The 15,717-nt window shown below is 35.8% G+C and carries 19 protein-coding genes and 2 tRNA genes; 20 read left to right on the top strand and 1 reads right to left on the bottom strand.

Features of this window, described 5'->3' with window-relative positions; translation table 11 throughout:
- From prfB to M0P98_07120, 3 genes are all read left to right on the top strand, one after another.
- Positions 1-934, top strand: a 934-nt coding sequence (prfB, locus tag M0P98_07110) for a peptide chain release factor 2 (GenBank protein ID MCK9266628.1), incomplete at its 5' end; no start/stop codon positions are given.
- Positions 918-1,547 carry a phosphopantothenoylcysteine decarboxylase gene (locus tag M0P98_07115; GenBank protein MCK9266629.1) on the top strand — a complete coding sequence of 210 codons (630 nt, stop codon included), beginning with the start codon at positions 918-920 and terminating at the stop codon, positions 1,545-1,547. The genes prfB and M0P98_07115, both read left to right, overlap by 17 nt.
- A gap of 193 nt (positions 1,548-1,740) precedes the next feature.
- On the top strand, positions 1,741-3,027 hold the full coding sequence (locus M0P98_07120) for a M20/M25/M40 family metallo-hydrolase (GenBank protein MCK9266630.1): 1,287 nt from the start codon (positions 1,741-1,743) through the stop codon (positions 3,025-3,027).
- A gap of 267 nt (positions 3,028-3,294) precedes the next feature.
- On the opposite strand, the gene M0P98_07125 is transcribed toward M0P98_07120, so the two are convergent.
- Entirely contained in the window at positions 3,295-3,579 is a 285-nt protein-coding gene (locus M0P98_07125) for an MGMT family protein (GenBank protein ID MCK9266631.1), read from the bottom strand.
- A 37-nt stretch (positions 3,580-3,616) separates the two neighbouring features.
- On the opposite strand from M0P98_07125, the gene hisI reads away from it, so the two are divergent.
- The 17 genes from hisI to M0P98_07210 all read left to right on the top strand — a co-directional run.
- The gene (gene hisI, locus M0P98_07130; protein ID MCK9266632.1) at positions 3,617-4,009 is read left to right on the top strand and encodes a phosphoribosyl-AMP cyclohydrolase; all 393 of its coding nucleotides are present in this window, start codon (positions 3,617-3,619) and stop codon (positions 4,007-4,009) included.
- Positions 4,006-5,325 (top strand): protein translocase subunit SecD, encoded by a 1,320-nt coding sequence (gene secD / locus M0P98_07135; GenBank protein ID MCK9266633.1) that lies wholly within the window; start codon positions 4,006-4,008, stop codon positions 5,323-5,325. Before hisI ends, secD begins: the two co-directional genes overlap by 4 nt.
- Positions 5,325-6,215: a protein translocase subunit SecF gene (gene secF / locus M0P98_07140; protein MCK9266634.1), complete on the top strand. Its 891-nt coding sequence runs from the start codon at positions 5,325-5,327 to the stop codon at positions 6,213-6,215. The genes secD and secF overlap by 1 nt, the downstream gene beginning before the upstream one ends.
- A complete protein-coding gene (gene rsmD, locus M0P98_07145) occupies positions 6,212-6,757 on the top strand; it encodes a 16S rRNA (guanine(966)-N(2))-methyltransferase RsmD (GenBank protein MCK9266635.1) in 546 nt (181 codons plus the stop codon). The genes secF and rsmD overlap by 4 nt, the downstream gene beginning before the upstream one ends.
- A 2-nt stretch (positions 6,758-6,759) precedes the next feature.
- The gene (gene coaD, locus M0P98_07150; GenBank protein ID MCK9266636.1) at positions 6,760-7,284 is read left to right on the top strand and encodes a pantetheine-phosphate adenylyltransferase; all 525 of its coding nucleotides are present in this window, start codon (positions 6,760-6,762) and stop codon (positions 7,282-7,284) included.
- Positions 7,284-7,475: a 50S ribosomal protein L32 gene (gene rpmF / locus M0P98_07155; GenBank protein MCK9266637.1), complete on the top strand. Its 192-nt coding sequence runs from the start codon at positions 7,284-7,286 to the stop codon at positions 7,473-7,475. Before coaD ends, rpmF begins: the two co-directional genes overlap by 1 nt.
- Positions 7,472-8,485 carry a phosphate acyltransferase PlsX gene (gene plsX / locus M0P98_07160; protein MCK9266638.1) on the top strand — a complete coding sequence of 338 codons (1,014 nt, stop codon included), beginning with the start codon at positions 7,472-7,474 and terminating at the stop codon, positions 8,483-8,485. Before rpmF ends, plsX begins: the two co-directional genes overlap by 4 nt.
- Positions 8,478-9,461: a ketoacyl-ACP synthase III gene (locus M0P98_07165; GenBank protein MCK9266639.1), complete on the top strand. Its 984-nt coding sequence runs from the start codon at positions 8,478-8,480 to the stop codon at positions 9,459-9,461. The genes plsX and M0P98_07165 overlap by 8 nt, the downstream gene beginning before the upstream one ends.
- Positions 9,449-10,369: an ACP S-malonyltransferase gene (locus M0P98_07170; protein MCK9266640.1), complete on the top strand. Its 921-nt coding sequence runs from the start codon at positions 9,449-9,451 to the stop codon at positions 10,367-10,369. The genes M0P98_07165 and M0P98_07170 overlap by 13 nt, the downstream gene beginning before the upstream one ends.
- 98 nt (positions 10,370-10,467) lie before the next feature.
- Positions 10,468-11,199 (top strand): 3-oxoacyl-[acyl-carrier-protein] reductase, encoded by a 732-nt coding sequence (fabG, locus tag M0P98_07175; GenBank protein MCK9266641.1) that lies wholly within the window; start codon positions 10,468-10,470, stop codon positions 11,197-11,199.
- Between the two features lie 47 nt (positions 11,200-11,246).
- On the top strand, positions 11,247-11,486 hold the full coding sequence (gene acpP, locus M0P98_07180) for an acyl carrier protein (protein ID MCK9266642.1): 240 nt from the start codon (positions 11,247-11,249) through the stop codon (positions 11,484-11,486).
- A complete protein-coding gene (fabF, locus tag M0P98_07185) occupies positions 11,483-12,724 on the top strand; it encodes a beta-ketoacyl-ACP synthase II (protein ID MCK9266643.1) in 1,242 nt (413 codons plus the stop codon). Before acpP ends, fabF begins: the two co-directional genes overlap by 4 nt.
- A gap of 139 nt (positions 12,725-12,863) precedes the next feature.
- Complete coding sequence (locus tag M0P98_07190) at positions 12,864-14,024, top strand: acyl-CoA dehydrogenase family protein (protein ID MCK9266644.1); 1,161 nt, start codon at positions 12,864-12,866, stop codon at positions 14,022-14,024.
- A 5-nt stretch (positions 14,025-14,029) separates the two neighbouring features.
- A complete protein-coding gene (locus M0P98_07195; protein MCK9266645.1) occupies positions 14,030-14,941 on the top strand; it encodes an RluA family pseudouridine synthase in 912 nt (303 codons plus the stop codon).
- A 74-nt stretch (positions 14,942-15,015) separates the two neighbouring features.
- Positions 15,016-15,087: transfer RNA gene (locus M0P98_07200), tRNA-Gly, on the top strand.
- 362 nt (positions 15,088-15,449) lie between these two features.
- Positions 15,450-15,521: transfer RNA gene (locus M0P98_07205), tRNA-Thr, on the top strand.
- Between the two features lie 90 nt (positions 15,522-15,611).
- Positions 15,612-15,717 (top strand): GTP-binding protein (locus M0P98_07210; protein MCK9266646.1); only part of this gene is annotated, 106 nt, incomplete at its 3' end.

Consider the following 15,717-nt stretch of genomic DNA (forward strand, 5'->3'; position numbering starts at 1 on the left):
AAGTGAGACACTCTCTTCTGTGGATGAAATAGATGAAAAGAATGAAAACTTGGGCGCTATAATAGAACTCCTTTTAGTTGAGAAAGATAAAGATTTATTTGAGGAAGGGGAAACTCTTAGTAACGAACTAAAAAATGATATATCTAAATTAAAAATTAGATTTTTGTGGAGAGACCAACAGGATAGTAAAAACGCTATTTTTACGCTTCACTCAGGAGCAGGTGGAACAGAAGCCTGTGATTGGGTTAGTATTTTATGGAGAATGTATAGCAAATGGGCTTCAAAAAAAGGGTTTAGCATAAATCTGGTAGATTATCTTCCAGGTGATGAAGCGGGAATAAAAAGACTTACAGCAATTGTTTCTGGAGCTTACGCTTATGGGTATCTTAAAGGAGAAAATGGAGTACACCGTCTTGTTCGAATATCTCCTTTTGATTCAAATAAAAGGAGACATACCAGTTTTGCGGCTGTAAATGTTATACCAGAAGCTCCTAAAGATGCTGCGATAGAAATAAATGAGGATGACCTGGAGATAGATACATATAGGAGTGGTGGCGCTGGCGGGCAGCATGTTAACAAGGTTGAAACAGCAATACGGATAAAGCATTTACCTACTGGAATTATTGTGCAATGCCAGAACGAGAGGAGTCAATTTAAAAATAGAGAAACTGCTATGAAACTACTTTTAAGCCGTTTGTATCAGTTGAGACTGGAAGAAAAACAGAAAGAAGAGGAAGAGAAAAAAGGTCTTCAGAAGAAGATAGAATGGGGAAGTCAGATACGTTCTTATGTTTTTTGTCCTTATACTATGGTAAAAGACCATAGAACAGGTTTTGAAACAGGTAATGTTGAGGCGGTAATTGATGGTGAAATTGATGGTTTTATAGAATCTGAACTTGAATGGTTGGCAATTCAAAATGAAAATAATAATTAGTGCTGGTCCTACTCGTGAACATTTGGACCCTATAAGGTTTATAACTAATCACTCAACTGGAAAAATGGGGTATTCAATTGCGAAATATGCTTTAAAAGCAGGTCATAGTGTTACCTTAATTAGTGGTCCTGTGAACCTAAGTCCTCCCAAAGGGGTAACCCTTGTTAATGTGGAGACAGCAGAAGAGATGAAGGATGCTCTTGTTGAAATGTTCCCCAAATCTGACGCTTTGATAATGTCTGCGGCTGTTGGAGATTGGAAGCCGATTCTTAAGGAGAAAGAAAAAATTAAAAGAAAAAATGAGTGGTTACTTAGGTTGGTACCTAACCCAGATATTTTGCAGGAGATGGCAAAAATCAAGAGAGAAGAACAGATAGTTGTAGGATTTGCTCTTGAAACAGAAAATATTCTTGCAAACGCAAAAGAAAAGTTGGTAAGAAAAAAACTTGATATGATAGTGGCTAACACTCCAACTTTTTTTAAAAAAGAGGGTAAATCTAAGGTTGCATTTATTTTTCAAGATGGTAGGGTAGAAGAGTATATAGATATATCAAGAGAAACGACAGCTTTAAAAGTAGTGGAGTTGTTAGGAACCCTTAATCAAAAGATGTAAAGATAAAAGCGAGGTTTATCCCGAGTATCTCCGAGGGAGTTGTTCCTGTATGTTATTCCGGACTTGATCCGGAATGACAAATTTAGGCGTTCATAGACACATACTTTTTTCACGAAGAAAATACAAAGGCAAGGATAAAAATAATAGTAGGGATAAAAGAGTGGAACACTAATATTTACAAGGGAGATGTAATATGGAAGGAATGAAACAAGATATGCGTTTTATGTGTAAAGATGTTGGTGTTAGAATGTATGGTTCTCCAGAAGAAAGAAGAGTTGCAGATTATATAAAAGAAGGTTTTGAAAAATCAGGGCTATCAACTGAAATTCAAGAGTTCCCAGTAGAAAAAATGGAGTACTCTACTGTTGAGTTTGGTAAATTTAGAGGAGAAGAAATAGTAAAACTCGATGTATTGCCTCTTGCTCAATCAGGGTTTACTGAAAATCCAGAAGGAGAAATTCTTGAACTTGCATATCTTGAAAATATTAAGCTTGCCACAAAAAAGAAAGAGGAGATACAAGGTAAAGCAGTTATAGTTTATGGAGGTTTGGGCGAAGACCTAAAAGATTATAGGGCACTTGTGAACTCTGGAGCTAAAGTTTTAATAGTTAATGATAGTAGATATCCTGTTCCCTGGCTTATAGCCGACGGTATGCCGTACTTGTGGATGCAAGAAAAGATGTTACCTGTTGTACTGCCAATCTATTTTGATACTGTAAATCTTTTAAAAGAAGGTGTTAAAAAAGTTTTTGTAAAAGTTGCTGGTAAGAAGAGAAATCTTTTTAGCCAGAATGTTGTTGGTTTTAGGAAAGGTAAAGGTAAAGAGAACATAATTATTACGGCTCATCACGATAGTGTTATGATTGGAGAAGGTGCAACTGATAATGCTACTGGGGTTGCTATTCTGCTTGAAATTGCGCGTAGGCTTAAAGATGTTCCTTTAAAAGAAAAAAATATTCTGCTTGTATCTTGTGGTTCTGAAGAGGTTCTTTCTTACGGTTCTCTCAATTTTGTTAAAAATAATAAAGATATAGTAAAAAACTGTATGTTTAATATGAATTTTGATAGTTGTAGTTCGTTTTACGGCGAAAATAAAATACTTGTAACAGGTGAGGAAAAACTTTCTTCATATATAAAAGAAAAAGTTGAACAAAGTGGGGAATGGTATAATCTTAGTTCAGATATTTCTCCTTTTAGTGACCAGTTCCCATTTAATATTATGGGGGTGCCCTCTATATGGTTTAGAAGGCATAACTCTTATCAAGGATATTTCCCTTTCCATAGCCATTTAAATAAATTAGAGATAGTAGATTTCAATGTTATGAAAGATGTTGTTGATGTGGCTTATGGAATACTTGATGATGTTTCAAGTAGACAAGATATGCCTTTTCCCAGGGAAATTTCTGTTGCAGATAAGAAAAGAATAGATGTTTTTCATAAGGATTTGTTTGGTGGTCTGCTTAAAAATCGGGTACTCTGAACCCCCCATGCTTGTCATTGCGAGCGATTATCAGCGTGGCAATTCCTCGGAAGGAGAAGGGTCAGGGATGAGGGTTTATCCCGACAGTTTTTCTGAGAGAGGCTATTAGCAGGCAAGGAAAAACGGAAGACGTAAAGATAAGGACAAAACGTAAATACAAATAACCCCTCACCTTACATCCTCTCCCCCAATGGGAGAGGCAAGTGTGGGGATGGTTTGCTGAATATTCACAAACTGGGCGGTGTTCACGAGGAGTTGCTAATTGCTTCAAGTTTTTTTATTAAAAAAGGAAGATTCCCATTCAATAAGATAAACTTTGAACTCTTTACCTAAACCAAATTTTCCATATTCTCCACTCTTTCTTATAACCCTGTGGCAAGGAATTGAAATAGGCAGAGAGTTCTCTTTTAAGAAAGAGGAGATATATCGGGTATGTTTTGGCATACCCATATTTTTGGCAAGTTGAGAATAACTTACTGTTTGACCAAAGGGTATTTTTAAAAGTGCTTGCCACAATTTTGTTTTTATAGTATCCTTATTTGAATTTGACATTTTTCCTTTACATATTGTATAATTATAGGATAAAAAATTGAAAAACAGAGATATTATATCACAAATAAAGTTTGATAAGAAAGGATTGGTAGTTGCAATAGTTCAAGATGATAAAGGCGAAGTTTTGATGGTTGCCTATATGAATAGTGAGGCTCTTATTAAAACTATTGAAACAAGGCGAATGCATTATTATAGCAGGAGCCGTAAAAAGTTGTGGCTGAAAGGAGAAGAGTCTGGCAACTTTCAGGTCTTGAAAGATATATATATAGATTGTGATAATGATGCTCTTCTTTTTGTGATTGAACAGAAGGGAGGTGCGTGCCATAAAGGATATTATTCTTGTTTTTTTAGAAAGTTGCAAAAAGAAGATGATTCTTTTTGTGAAGTGGAAGATAAGATTTTTAACCCTAAAGAGGTCTATAAAAAATGACGAAACAATATTATTCTAAATTTTTGATCATACTTGCAGTAGCGGTTGTATGTATTTATCAGATTTATCCACCCCAAAAGAAGATAAAGCGTGGTCTTGACTTGCAAGGCGGGGTACACGTAGTGCTACAAGTTGAAAATGTTGATGCTAAAGATAAGAGTCTCTCTGATATGACAGACAGAGCTCTTGAAATTATAAGAAATAGGATAGATGCTCTTGGTGTTACTGAGCCGGTTATTCAAAAGGAAGGTTTTGATAGAATTATTGTTGACCTACCCGGAGTTGGTGACCCAGAGAAAGCAATAGAAATGATAGGTCAGACTGCTCTTCTTGAATTTAAAGTTGTATCTGACGACCCTGACCTTATGTCACAGGCTTTAAGTGGAGAGGTTCCAGAAGGTTATGAACTTCTTTATGAGAGAGAGAAAGATGAGAGAGATATTGTTAGAGAAACCCGTTCTATTCTTGTAAAAAAAGAGCCAGAAATGACAGGGCAATATATAGATGATGCTTATGTTGGTTATGATAGTTCTGGTTTTCCTGATGTTAGTTTAAGGTTTAGTAAAGAGGGTGCAATACTTTTTGAACAGGTAACTTCTAACAACATAAATAAACGGCTTGCAATAGTTCTTGACGGAGTTGTTAAATCTGCGCCTGTTATAAGAGAACGGATCGGAGGCGGAAATGCTCAGATAACTGGCAGATTTTCTATAGAAGAAGCACGTAATCTTGCTATAGTGCTTAGGGCTGGAGCATTACCTGCCAAAGTGGATATAATATATAGAGAAGTGGTAGGTCCTACTTTGGGACAGGCTAATATTACTCAAGGATTTAGAGCAGCGGTTTATGGTGGAATAGTGGTTGTTCTTTTTATGCTTATATACTATTCAGCATTTGGACTTCTTGCTAATTTTGCCTTTGCGTTAAACGTTTTAATTCTGCTTGGACTTGTTGCTACTTTGAAAGGTGTTCTTACTCTTCCCGGTATTGCAGGTATTGCTTTAACTTGTGGTATGGCTGTTGATGCGAACGTTCTTATATTTGAAAGAATCAGGGAAGAGCTTAAATCAGGGAAAAGCCCAAGAGCTAGTGTTGATGCAGGGTATCGCAGAGCGTGGACTGCAATTATAGATTCAAATATAACTACCCTTATTACAGGTCTTATTCTCTTTTTTCTTGGGGAAGGTTCTATAAGAGGGTTTGGACTTACTTTAAGCATTGGTATTATAGCCAACCTTTTTACGGCAGTTTTTGTAACAAAAGCTATAGTTGATTGGGTAATGTTAACAAGAAAAATTGAAAAACTGAGGATATAATGGAACTTATAAAAAGCACAAATTTTGACTTTGTAGGAAAAAGAAGAATAGCATATATATTTTCTCTGATAGTAATTTTAACTGGACTTATATTTTTTGGTATAAAAGGGAAAGATAACTTCGGAGTAGATTTTGTTGGTGGCGATATGATGGATATTGAATTTAGTAAAAGTTGTAGCGCTACCGATGTAAGAGAAGTGATAAGAACTCTTAATATAGGAACTTATTCTGTTCAGGTGCTGGGAACTGATGGGAAGAGTTTTATAATTAAGAGTGGTCCTAACACTCATGAGACAATACTTGAAGCTTTAAGAGAAAAATATGGAGAAGAAGGTTTTGCTGTAAAGAGTTCTTCACTTGTTTCTCCCTCTATGAGTACTACACTTAGAAAAAAAGCGTTATATGCATTTATTGCGGGAATGTTAGGGATTCTATTGTATCTTACAATAAGGTTTGAATTTAGATTTGCAGTTGGGGCAACTGTGGCAATTTTTCACGATATGCTTTTTGTTGTGGCTGTGCTTGCACTTACAAAAAAACAGATTGATGCAACCGCTATTGCTGCTCTTTTAACTATTGCAGGATACTCTGTTAATGATACTGTTGTTATTTATGATAGGGTAAGGGAAAATATAAGAAAGTATCGAGACAATGATTATGTTGCTGTTTTCAATAGAAGCATAAATGAAACCCTCAGCAGGACAGTTCTAACTGTTCTAACTACTCTTTTTGTTGTTGTATGTCTCTTTTTCTTTGGTGGGGAAACACTACATATTTTTTCTTTTGCTCTGTTGATAGGTTTTGTTATAGGAACCTACTCGTCCATTTTTATTGCTACCTCTTTACTAATAGATTGGCATAGGTTGAAACCTCATAAATTTAATGTATGAAGATTATAGGTGGAAAATTAAAGGGTAGAAACTTACTCTTTCTTAAAAATAAGAATTTAAGGCCCTCAAAAGATATTGTTAGAGAATCTGTCTTTGATGTTTTGAGAGGGTCTTTTGAGAATGAGAATGTTTTGGACCTCTTTGCAGGAACAGGAGCAATGGGAATTGAGGCTTTTAGTCAAGGGGCAAAAGAGGTTGTCTTTATTGAAAACAGTTATGAAGCTTGTCGAATAATAAAGAAAAACTTAGATAATCTTGGTATATCAACTTTCTGCACGGTAGTGAAAGGTAGTGTAGAAAAATCTGTTGATAAATTTGAAGATGTAAAATTTGGCTTGGTCCTTGCCGACCCTCCATATAATTATAGTGAAAAGAGAGTTGTAAATATTCTTTCGTCAATTGTGGCAAAAGGAATAATAAAAAAAGACGGAACAATAGTTGTAGAACATGGAAAACATATAAAGTTTTCGTCATTTGAGGGTCTAAATCTCTACAAAGAAAAAAAATATGGTAGGAGTTTTATCTCCTATTTTAGGTGTTGAAAGTGAAAAAAAATATTGAAAGAGTCGCTGTTTATCCGGGAAGTTTTGACCCTGTTACAAATGGGCATATAGATGTTATAAAAAAGAGTTTTTCATTTCTTGATAGAATTGTAATTGCAGTTTCTACTTTTCCAAGAAAAGACTTTCTTTTTACAGGAGAAGAGAGGGTTGATTTTTTAAAAGAGATTTATAAAGGTAATAAGAAAGTAGAAATAGATAAGTTTGATGGTTTACTTGTTGATTACCTTAGCCAGAAAAATATAAATATTATTTTAAGAGGGCTAAGAGCTGTTTCTGATTTTGAGTATGAATTCCAAATGGCTTTGACCAATAGACGGCTAAACGAAAATATAGAGACAGTTTTTTTAATGCCAGGAGAGGAGTTCTTTTTCATAAGTTCGTCTCTTGTAAAAGAATTGGCTTTTCTTAAAGGAGATATTTCAAAGTTTGTGCCAACCATCGTGAAAAATGAGTTGGTAAAAAAAGTGGATAATGTTTTTGAAAAAAAGAGAAGAGGAGGTTCTTAATGCCAAATCCAAAACGTAGACATTCGAACAGTAGAACAGGTAAAAGAAGAAATGCCCATAAAAAAATTAAGGAGTATTCTTTAAGTATCTGTTCAAATTGTGGCGAGAAGAAGATGCCCCACATAGTATGTGATTTTTGTGGCTACTATAAAGGCAAACCCGTTTTAACAGTTGAAAATAAAACGAAATGAACACCAAAAAAACTATTGTTTCAATTGATGCAATGGGTGGAGATAATGCTCCTTTTTCTACTATCAAGGCCTGTGATCTGATATCGGAAAAAGATAACTTAGAGATTCTTCTTATTGGTAATGAGGTTGCTCTAAGTAAACATATAAATAAAGAAAAACATCCATTTATTAGTATATGTAATATAGAAAAATGTATCAAGATGGATGAAAAGGTTAATCTACATCTGCTTAAATTTAGAGATAACAGTATGTGCCATGCCATTTCAATGGTTAAATCTGGAAATGCTCATTACGCTTTAAGTGCTGGAAATACAGCAGCGTATGTGTCTTACGCAATATCTGAACTTGGGTTGATGTCAAAAATAGAAAGACCAATTATTGCAATTCTCCTACCAAACATAAATGGAACATTTACTGTTTTTGCAGACGCTGGTGCTAACGTAAATTCAAAACCTGCCCATATATTACAAGCAGCAAAAATGAGTGCTCTTTTTTCTTCAAATGTATTTGAAGTTAAAAATCCGAGGGTCGCTCTGCTTAACATAGGGTCAGAATCTACTAAAGGAGACGAATTGAGAAAAACGTCCTACAATCTTCTTGATAAAGACCCAGATATAAATTTTAATGGAAATATTGAAGGACAAGAACTTTTTATGGGTAAGGCAGATGTTGTAATTACAGACGGATTTACAGGTAATGTAGTTTTGAAAGTTACAGAAGGTACAACAAGGTCTTTTAAAGCGATGCTTTTAAGAGAAATAAGAAAGACCATGGTAGGTAAAGTGGGGGGGTTTTTATTAAAAAATACTTTTACTAATTTTGTCAAAAAGATAGATTATGCTGAATATGGTGGAGGAATTCTGCTTGGTGTTAATGGTGTTGTTGTTGTAAGTCACGGCCGTTCTTCTCCGAGGGCTATATTTAGTGCAATGAAACTTGGGAAAAAGGTAGTTGAATCTGATTTGATGTCACACCTTAAAACCATTGGAGATGAAGAGCAAAATGACTAATGTTTCAATTATTGGCACAGGTTCTTTTTTACCTGAGGATACCCTGAATAATAGAGATATGGAGGTTATGGTTGATACAACAGACGAGTGGATTTTGACAAGGACAGGTATTCGGGAGAGAAGAATTTGTCCCAGAAATATGGCGACATCTGACCTTGGGTATAGGGCTTCTCTACTTGCTTGTGAAGATGCTTCGATCTCTCCGAGTGAAATAGATTTTATTATTGTAGCAACGGTTACTCCTGATAAGTTTTTTCCTTCAACTGCTTGTTTGATACAATCTAAACTTGGGATTAAAAATATACCTGTTTTTGATTTATCGGCTGCTTGTACTGGCTTTATTTATGCATTAGAGACAGCAAGAAATTTTATTTCCTGTAAAACATATAAAACCGGTCTTGTTGTTGCTAACGAATGTATGAGCCGTCTTACAGATTATACAGATAGAAGTATTTGTGTACTTTTAGGGGATGGAGCAGGAGCGGCAATAGTAAGGGCATCTGATGAGCCGGGTTTACTTGGTTCTTATCTTGGAGCAGATGGCAGTTATGAAGAGATGCTTCATGCACCTGCTGGTGGGAGTTTTCTTCCTGCCTCTTTTGATACTATTGAAAATCATTTACATTATATGAAGATGGAAGGTTCTGCTCTTTTTAAGATAGCGATACAGTCTATGAGTGAATCTGTTAATAAGATTCTTGATGCCCATAATTTGAAAAAAGATGACTTGAAAATAGTAGTTCCTCATCAAGCTAATATGAGAATAATCCAAGGGGTAGCTCGAAGTCTTGGTATGCCTGCTGAAAAGTTTTTTGTAAATATTGAAAAATACGGCAATATGTCTGCTGCCTGTATTCCAATAGCTCTTGACGAGGCTGGTCGTAGCGGTTTTCTAAAAAAAGGAGATCTAATAGTTACTGTTGCTTTTGGTGGAGGTCTTACATGGGGGGCAAATCTTATAAAATGGACAAAATAAAAAATTTAACTGTCGTTTTTCCTGGACAAGCATCCCAATATGTTGGGATGGGGAAAGAATTTATTGAGTCGGTACCAGAGTGTGCTGATATTATTAGAGAAGGCGAAAAGATAACGGCTCTTCCGCTTCTTGATAAAATTATGAACGGACCCTTAGAAGAGTTAACAAGAACCCTTATATGTCAACCTGCTGTTTTTGGTGTAAGTATGGTCTGTTGGCATATATTGAAAAAGAATGGCTTTACTCCTTCGGCTGTTGCTGGGCACAGTCTTGGAGAGTATTCTGCTCTTGTTGCTTCGGGTGTGTTAACTTTGAGTGAAGGGTTTTATATTGTTAAAAAAAGAGCTCATATTATGGATGAAATTTCTGGCAAGGTTGATGGGTCACTTATGGCAGTTTTAGGGATGAAACTGCCTGATGTTGAAGATGTGTTGAAAGAATTCCCTGATATAGAGGTATCAAACCATAATTCTGATTCTCAAATTGTTGTAGGAGGAAAAAAAGAAGCGCTTGAAAAACTTAACTTATATCTTAAACAGAAAAGAATTAAAGGTATTATGCTTAATGTTAGCGGCCCTTTTCACACTTCTCTTATGAAAAAGGCTGGAGAACTAATTTCTGTAGAGTTAGATAAACTCGATTTCAAAGATCCTAAAATACCATTATATTTAAACTATTCTGGAGAAGAGGCTGTTGATGGCAAAGAAGTGAAAGAAGGGTTGATTAAACAGATATCTACTACTGTGAAGTGGCTTGATATAATAAAAAATATTGGTGAAGGTGTTTTTGTAGAAGTTGGTCCTAAGAAGGTTTTAAAGAGAATCATAGAAGGTATTTTGCCTGAATCAAAGGTTTTCAATGTTGAAGATAATAGGTCTTTAACTGATTTTGTGGAAAACTTAAAATAGTAATGGTAAAAGAGGAGATTGCCGTAATCGTAATATTCACTCCTTCGCAATGACAAAAGGCGTTGAATAGAGGCAAAAAAAACACAAAGGGGATAAAAATGTTTAAAGACAAGGTTGTTGTTATTACAGGTGCTTTTGGAGGTATTGGAAGGTCCCTTGCTACAAAGTTTGGTGCTTTTGGAGCAAGACTGGTACTTTGGGATGTTAATATAAATAGTGAATTTGAAACTGAATTAAAAGAAAAAAAAATTGAGACGATATCTTCCAAAATAGATATAACTAATAAAAAAGAGATTGAAGAAAATCTTGAAGTGATTCTCCAAAAATGGGGAAAGGTAGATATTCTTATTAACAATGCAGGGATTACCAAAGATACCCTTGTGATTCGTATGGAAGAAGAAGATTGGGATAGTGTTTTAAACGTAAATTTGAAAGGAACCTTTTTATGTAGTAAAATAGTAGGCAAATCTATGCTTTCTAAGAGGTTTGGTAAAATAGTTAATGTTGCCTCAATTATCGGGCAGATTGGAAATATCGGACAGGCAAACTATAGTGCTTCTAAGGGTGGGATGATTTCTCTTACTAAAACCTGTGCAAGAGAGTTTGGAAGGTTTGGAGTTAATGTGAATGCAGTTGCTCCCGGCTACATAATGACACCTATGACAGAAAGGTTGCCTGAAAAAGTTAAAAACGATATGGAGGCAAGGGTTCCATTAAGAAGATTTGGTACCTCAGAAGAGGTTTCAGACTTGATAGTTTTTCTTGCTTCAGATAGTTCCGCATATATTACAGGACAGGTCTTTAGAGTGGACGGTGGGCTTGTAATGTAGTGTTGCTTTTAATAAAAACATTAAAAAAAGTAAAAACAGGAGGAATAATGGAAAGGAATGAAATAGTAGGACAAGTTAAAGAGATTGTATCAAAAGAATTGAGTGTAGGCTTAACAGAAGTTAAAGAAGAAGCATCTTTTATTGATGATCTTGGAGCAGATTCTCTTGATACAGTTGAGTTGGTAATGGCTCTTGAAGAAAAATTTAAACTGGATATCCCTGATGAAGATGCACAGAACATAAAGACAGTTAAAGATGCTGTAGACTATATAGAGAGTAAACAATGAGAAGAAGAATTGTTGTAACAGGAATGGGTCTTGTGACACCTGTTGGCAATAGTATGCCTGAATCTTGGAACTCTTTAAGGTCAGGTGTTAACGGTATAGGCATTACAAGTAAATTTGATGTTACAGCGTACACATCACAAATTTCAGGTGAAATTAAAGATTTTCAAATAGAAGGGTACAACCCAAAGGCTTTGCGTAGAATGGATGCTTTTGTGCAGTTTGCCCTAAAAGCATCAGAAGAGGCTCTTAAGGATAGTGGTTTGGATTTGAGCGAAGAAGAAAAAGAAAGGGCAGGAGTTATTATTGGAGCAGGGATAGGTGGGCTTAATATTGTTGAAGGACAACATAAAGTACTTTTAGAAGGTGGACCTTCAAGGATTTCGCCTTTTCTAATACCTATGCTTATTCCAGATATGGCTGCTGGGCAGGTTGCTTTACAGTTTGGTTTCAAAGGAATAAATTTTGCAACTGTTAGCGCATGTGCTTCGGGTGCTCATGGGCTTGCAACTGCTCTTTATATGATTAGACAGGGTTTGGCTGATGTAATTATTGCGGGAGGTACAGAATCTTGTATTACACCTCTTGGACTTGCTGGTTTCTGTTCTATGAAGGCTCTTTCAACGAGAAACGATGCTCCTGAGAAAGCTTCAAGGCCTTTTGATAAGGAAAGAGATGGTTTTGTAATTGGGGAAGGTGCTGGCATAGTTGTTCTTGAGAGTCTTGAACACGCTCTTGCAAGAAAAGCTCCAAAGATTTATGCGGAGTTTTTGGGCGCTGGAATGAGTTGCGATGCATACCATATAACTGCACCTCACCCAGAAGGAGAGGGAGCTGCTTTGTCAATGAAGTATGCTTTGGAAGACTCTCTGGTAGATGTTGAAAATGTGGACTATATCAATGCACACGGAACCTCAACAAATCTTAATGATAAGGGCGAAACTTTTGCAATAAAGAGTGTTTTTGGCAAAAGAAGCTATGATATTCCTGTCAGTTCAATAAAATCTATGATAGGGCATACCTTAGGAGCAGCAGGAGCAATTGAATTTGTTTCTACTTGCTTAACTATTAAAGAAGGGCTTATCCCTCCAACAATTAATTATGAGTTTCCTGACCCAGATTGTGATCTTTTTTATGTTCCTAACAAAGCTATGAATAAAGAAGTAGAAATTGCACTTTCTAACTCATTTGGATTTGGTGGACATAACATTAGCCTTGTACTTAAAAAATATCAGGATTAAAGTTAAAAGTAGAACTATGCTTTATTTAATTCTTTGTTAAGTTCTACATAAAATGGAATGGGTTGTCACAGTTATATGGGAAAACCTTCTTATATGATGATATAAATATGGTAAGTCATATTTATTAAAAGGAGAAATTATGGACTATTTTTTAACAGAAGAACAGTTAATGATAAAAGAACTTGCCAGAAAGATATCCAATGAAAAAATTTTGCCAGTAAGAGCAGAATACGATGAAAAAGAAATTTTTCCTACCGATATTGTTAAAGCGCTTGGTGAGTCTGATCTTTTTGGTGTATATATCCCAGAAGAGTACGGTGGAATGGGTTATGGAGTTTTTGAACTTTGTTTGGCGATAGAAGAACTTAGTAAAGTTTGTGGAGGGATTTCTCTTGCTTATGCAGGTACTGCGCTTGGAACCTTCCCAATACTTCTTTTTGGAAATGAAGAACAGAAAAAGAAGTATCTTCCATATATTTCAAGAGGAGAGAAAATCGCAGCCTTTGGAGTTACAGAATCTGATGCTGGTAGCGATATAACAACCCTTGCAACAACAGCAAAAAGAGAAGGTGACTATTACGTGCTTAATGGAACGAAACAGTGGATTACTAATGCTGGGGAAGCAGAAATATATGTGGTTATTGCTACAACAGATAAAACAAAAGGCGCAAGAGGAGCTACTGCTTTTATTCTTGAGAAAGGTATGGATGGTTTTACCTTTGGAAAGAAAGAGAATAAACTTGGTATTAGAGCCTCTGCAACAAGAGAACTTGTTTTTGAAAACTGTAAAGTTCCAGCAGAAAATGTTCTTGCAAGAGAAGGTATGGGATTTATGATTACCCTTAAGAATTTTGATGCAAGCCGCCCTGGTGTTGCATCTCAAGCTCTTGGAATTGCACAAGGAGCGTTTGAGGCTTCTCTTGAGTATGCACATCAGAGAAGACAGTTTGGGCAACCTGTAAGTTCTTTTCAGGCAGTTCAACATATATTGGCCGATATGGCAACACAGATAGAAGCAGCCAGAGCTTTAATTTACCAGACAGCTAAAATGATAGATTCAGGTTCTAAAGATTTTTCTACCAATTCTGCTATGTGTAAATTGTTTGCGTCCGACGTTGCTATGAAAGTTACTACTGATGCTATACAGGTTTTTGGTGGGTATGGGTATATGAAAGAGTATCCTGTTGAAAAAATGTTTAGAGACGCAAAAATCACCCAAATATATGAAGGTACAAACCAAATACAGAGAAATGTTATAGGTAAAGATTTAATTAAAAGTCTTTCAAAAAAGAAGAACTGAATAGTGTGAAAGAGTTTGTCTACAAAGAAGTTGGGAAGAGAGAACGGGTAGATGTTTATCTGAAGCATTGTTTGGGTGTTTCACGAGCAAAAATACAAGAATTGATCAAAGATGGAAGGGTGCAGGTTAACGGAGTGGAGTTAAAGGCATCCTACTATCTTAGAGACAATGATATAATTTTGGTTGAAGAGACAATAGATTCATTGAAGACACTTAAAGTTGAGCCTCAAAAAGGACTTTTAAGTATACTTTATGAAGATTCCCACATTATTGTTTTGAATAAACCATCTGGGTTAGTTACTCACCCTGTTCGTACTGGCTCGGAAGAGACTCTGTTAAATTATATTCTTTTTCATACTCTGCTTGTAGGGGGTGGTTCTTTAAGGCCTGGGGTGGTGCATAGATTGGATAAAGAGACTTCAGGGGTTATCCTCTTTACAAAAACAGAGTTTGCTTACGAAAATATTGTTGCTCAATTTAAAAACAGGCAGGTTGAAAAAGAATATATTGCTCTGGTTAAGGGTTCTTTTTCTTCTCCATTGAAAGAAGTTGAGATGGTAATCTCTAAAGACAAAAGAGAGCCACTTAAGATGGGAGAAGGTTTTTTGAGGGGCAAAAAAAGTATTACAAGATTAAGAGCAGTTGGTTATATGAGGGATAAAAATATCTCGCTGGTTAAAGCAGAACCGATAACAGGAAGGACTCACCAGATAAGACTTGTGCTTTCTTCTTTAGGGTTTCCTATAATTGGAGATAAAAAATATGGTGTTTTATCTCCATTGATAAGTAGAGTAGGTCTACATTCTTCTAAAATTTCTTTGATACATCCAGAAAATGGAAGTCGCATCTCTTTTACTGCACCACTGCCAACAGATATGCTAAATATTGTAAATTCTGAAATTTTAAAAGAGTTATAAAAGTTCGAAATTCAAGGGTTGGTTGACAAAAGTTGAAAAATCGTTATAATAATATAGTTCAGAGCTATATTTTTGCGGGAATAACTCAGCGGTAGAGTGCAACCTTGCCAAGGTTGAAGTCGCGGGTTCAAATCCCGTTTCCCGCTCTATGGGAGTTTTTAGGGAGTTGAACCACTGGGTTCAAACCGACTAAAGGCTCTTGGTTTCGCAAGCTGAGCTCTGTAAAACCAGAATGGTTTTGCAAATCCCGTTTCCCGCTCTATGGGAGTTTTTAGGGAGTTGAACCACTGGGTTCAAACCGACTAAAGGCTCTTGGTTTCGCAAGCTGAGCTCTGTAAAACCAGATGAAGGGAGTTTGGAGTATTGGAAAAATTTTGAGAACTAATTAGAAAGGAAAAAAGAGAACTAAACTACACTTAGTAATTGTGTATTTGTTTGACAAATATTGGTATTTCTCTTATAATTTAGTTGTTTACATATGAATTTTACTATTAAAATTTGATATGTTGCTGCTGTGGCTCAGTGGTAGAGCACGTCCTTGGTAAGGACGGGGTCATGGGTTCAATCCCCATCAGCAGCTGTATTTAAAGTGTTTTTGGAAAAGATTCAAGTTTAGGGGACCTTTTGTTTTCTAAATTTAATTAAGAAATATAATTAAGGAGGCATTAAAATGGCAAAGGAGAAATTTGTAAGGAGTAAGCCGCACGTAAATATAGGAACAATCGGGCACGTAGATCACGGAAAGACAACATTGACCAGTGCAATAACAATGGTAT

Source organism: bacterium, from assembly GCA_023230585.1.
Classification (GTDB): domain Bacteria; phylum Ratteibacteria; class UBA8468; order B48-G9; family JAFGKM01; genus JALNXB01.

What these genes read in the sequence shown, in the direction of transcription:
- M0P98_07115 (MCK9266629.1), top strand. Translation starts at nt 918, where the DNA reads ATGAAAATAATAATTAGTGCTGGTCCTACTCGTGAACATTTGGACCCT.
- M0P98_07120 (MCK9266630.1), top strand. Translation starts at nt 1,741, where the DNA reads ATGGAAGGAATGAAACAAGATATGCGTTTTATGTGTAAAGATGTTGGT.
- M0P98_07125 (MCK9266631.1), bottom strand. Translation starts at nt 3,579, where the DNA reads ATGTCAAATTCAAATAAGGATACTATAAAAACAAAATTGTGGCAAGCA.
- secD (MCK9266633.1), top strand. Translation starts at nt 4,006, where the DNA reads ATGACGAAACAATATTATTCTAAATTTTTGATCATACTTGCAGTAGCG.
- secF (MCK9266634.1), top strand. Translation starts at nt 5,325, where the DNA reads ATGGAACTTATAAAAAGCACAAATTTTGACTTTGTAGGAAAAAGAAGA.
- rsmD (MCK9266635.1), top strand. Translation starts at nt 6,212, where the DNA reads ATGAAGATTATAGGTGGAAAATTAAAGGGTAGAAACTTACTCTTTCTT.
- rpmF (MCK9266637.1), top strand. Translation starts at nt 7,284, where the DNA reads ATGCCAAATCCAAAACGTAGACATTCGAACAGTAGAACAGGTAAAAGA.
- plsX (MCK9266638.1), top strand. Translation starts at nt 7,472, where the DNA reads ATGAACACCAAAAAAACTATTGTTTCAATTGATGCAATGGGTGGAGAT.
- M0P98_07165 (MCK9266639.1), top strand. Translation starts at nt 8,478, where the DNA reads ATGACTAATGTTTCAATTATTGGCACAGGTTCTTTTTTACCTGAGGAT.
- M0P98_07170 (MCK9266640.1), top strand. Translation starts at nt 9,449, where the DNA reads ATGGACAAAATAAAAAATTTAACTGTCGTTTTTCCTGGACAAGCATCC.
- fabG (MCK9266641.1), top strand. Translation starts at nt 10,468, where the DNA reads ATGTTTAAAGACAAGGTTGTTGTTATTACAGGTGCTTTTGGAGGTATT.
- acpP (MCK9266642.1), top strand. Translation starts at nt 11,247, where the DNA reads ATGGAAAGGAATGAAATAGTAGGACAAGTTAAAGAGATTGTATCAAAA.
- fabF (MCK9266643.1), top strand. Translation starts at nt 11,483, where the DNA reads ATGAGAAGAAGAATTGTTGTAACAGGAATGGGTCTTGTGACACCTGTT.
- M0P98_07190 (MCK9266644.1), top strand. Translation starts at nt 12,864, where the DNA reads ATGGACTATTTTTTAACAGAAGAACAGTTAATGATAAAAGAACTTGCC.